At 67.2% G+C, this 2044-nt stretch carries 3 protein-coding genes and 1 riboswitch; of the genes, 2 read left to right on the top strand and 1 reads right to left on the bottom strand.

The annotated features are described in order from the left end of the window. Nucleotides 1–49: 49 nt before the first annotated feature. Complete coding sequence (locus QZH66_RS15380; RefSeq protein ID WP_305806780.1) at nt 50–268, bottom strand: hypothetical protein; 219 nt, start codon at nt 266–268, stop codon at nt 50–52. Between the two features lie 20 nt (nt 269–288). Between QZH66_RS15380 and QZH66_RS15375 the strand changes: the two genes are divergently transcribed. Both QZH66_RS15375 and QZH66_RS15370 read left to right on the top strand, forming a co-directional pair. Next, nucleotides 289–1368, top strand: coding sequence for a DUF2855 family protein (locus QZH66_RS15375; protein WP_345783856.1), 1080 nt, complete (start codon nt 289–291; stop codon nt 1366–1368). Nucleotides 1369–1392: 24 nt separating this feature from the next. Beyond that, a riboswitch (S-adenosyl-L-homocysteine riboswitch) is annotated at nt 1393–1488 on the top strand. 60 nt (nt 1489–1548) lie between these two features. Beyond that, on the top strand, nt 1549–2044 hold a 496-nt coding region (locus tag QZH66_RS15370), incomplete at its 3' end, for an adenosylhomocysteinase (protein ID WP_305806778.1).

The following is a 2044-nucleotide window of genomic DNA, read 5'->3' as shown; positions in this document are numbered from 1 at the left end:
CGCGCCTGGGTCGGGCGCTTGAGCGGCTTGGCCGCGGGCTGCGACGTGCTCATGGCTTTCCGAACCCGCGCCGCCGGGTGCCGCCATACAGTTCATTCACACCCACATTGATACCGCAAAGGAGCCATTCCATGACCGTGCTGACCCGCCTGTTGACCGATAAAAACGCATTGCACCACACCCGCATCGCCAGCGAGGCGCTGGCACCGCTGCGCCCCGGCGAGGCGCTGCTGCGCATCGCCCGCGTGGCCCTGACCACCAACAACATCACCTACGCGGCGTTTGGCGATGCCATGCAGTACTGGGACTTCTTCCCCACGGGCGAGGCCGGCTGGGGCCATATGCCGGTCTGGGGTTTTGCCGACGTGGTGGCCTCCGACGTGGACGGCGTGCAGCTGGGCGAGCGCTTCTATGGCTACTGGCCCGTGGCCAGCCATTTGCGCATGCAGCCNCTTCCCCACGGGCGAGGCCGGCTGGGGCCATATGCCGGTCTGGGGTTTTGCCGACGTGGTGGCCTCCGACGTGGACGGCGTGCAGCTGGGCGAGCGCTTCTATGGCTACTGGCCCGTGGCCAGCCATTTGCGCATGCAGCCGGTGCGCGTGACGGAGCGGGGTTTTTACGACGGCACCGAGCACCGCCTGGCGCTGACCTCGGCCTACAACCAGTACACCCGCGCCAGCGCCGACCCGGCCTACCGCGCGGCCGACGAGAACTACCAGATGCTGGTGCGCCCGCTGTTCATCACCTCGTTCATGCTGGCCGATTTTCTGCACGACAACGGTTTCTTTGGCGCCGAGCGGCTGGTGTTTTCCAGTGCCTCGAGCAAGACCGCCTACGGCACGGCCTTCTGCCTGGCCGACCACCCGCAGGTGGAGAGGGTGGGGCTGACCGCGCCGCGCAACAGCGCCTTCGTGCAGGGCCTGGGCTGCTACCAGCAGACGGTGGCCTATGGCGATCTGGAACAGATTGGCACCGATGTGCCGACCCTGTACGTCGATTTCTCGGGCGACGAGGCGCTGCGCGCGCGCGTGCACCAGCACTTTGGCGCAGCGCTGGTCTACGACTGTTTTGCCGGCTCGGCGCAGAACACGCAGTTCTTGCGCGACACCGGCCTGCCCGGTCCCGCGCCCCGGTTCTATTTCGCGCCGCTGCAGATCAAGAAGCGCAACGCCGACTGGGGCCCCGCAGTGGTGAACCAGAAGTTCAACGCGGCGCAGCGCGCCTTCATAGCGCGCGTGGGCGATGCGCGCCAGCCCTGGATGCGCGTGCGCGAGCACCAGGGGCTGGCCTCGGCCCAGGCGCTGGTGCAAGACCTCTGTGCGGGGCGCCTCGACCCCGCCGAAGGCCATGTGCTGCTGCTGGGCTGAGCTGGCGCCGCCTTATAATCCGAAGCTTCCGAGGAGCGTTGCAGCGTCCCCCAGCACAGGCGGGGCGTGAGGCTCGGAAGCCGGGCCCGCCGCCCTCCATCGCAACGACGCTCACCCACGCTTCTGTGCGGTGAGTGTCCCCAGAACGTGGTTTTTAACGTCCTATCAGAGGAAAAAACCATGAACGCAGTTCTCAAAGACTCCACGGCCGACCAGGCCATTGCCGATATTGCGCTGGCCGATTGGGGCCGCAAGGAAATCCGCATCGCCGAGACCGAAATGCCCGGCCTGATGGCGATCCGCGAGGAATTCGCCAAGGCCCAGCCCTTGAAGGGCGCGCGCATCACCGGCTCGCTGCACATGACCATCCAGACCGCCGTGCTGATCGAGACGCTGCAGGCCCTGGGCGCGCAGGTGCGCTGGGCTTCGTGCAACATCTTCTCGACGCAGGACCACGCCGCCGCCGCCATTGCCGCCAGCGGCACGCCGGTGTTCGCCATCAAGGGCGAGTCGCTGGCCGACTACTGGGACTACACGCACCGCATCTTCGAGTTCGGCGAAGGCGTCAAGGGCGCGCAGCCAGGCACGCCGGGCACTGAAGGCGAAGGCCCGAACATGATCCTGGACGACGGCGGCGACGCCACCATGCTGATGCACCTGGGCCAGAAGGCCGAGA

The sequence above is a fragment of the Stenotrophomonas sp. YIM B06876 genome (assembly GCF_030711595.1).
Lineage (GTDB): Bacteria > Pseudomonadota > Gammaproteobacteria > Xanthomonadales > Xanthomonadaceae > Stenotrophomonas.
Note: the sequence above shows the minus strand (reverse complement) of the source record. Positions and strands in the feature narration are given on the sequence as shown.

Coding starts and splice junctions, on each gene's coding strand:
- QZH66_RS15380 (WP_305806780.1), bottom strand. CDS start 268: ATGTTGTTGGTGGTCAGGGCCACGCGGGCGATGCGCAGCAGCGCCTCG.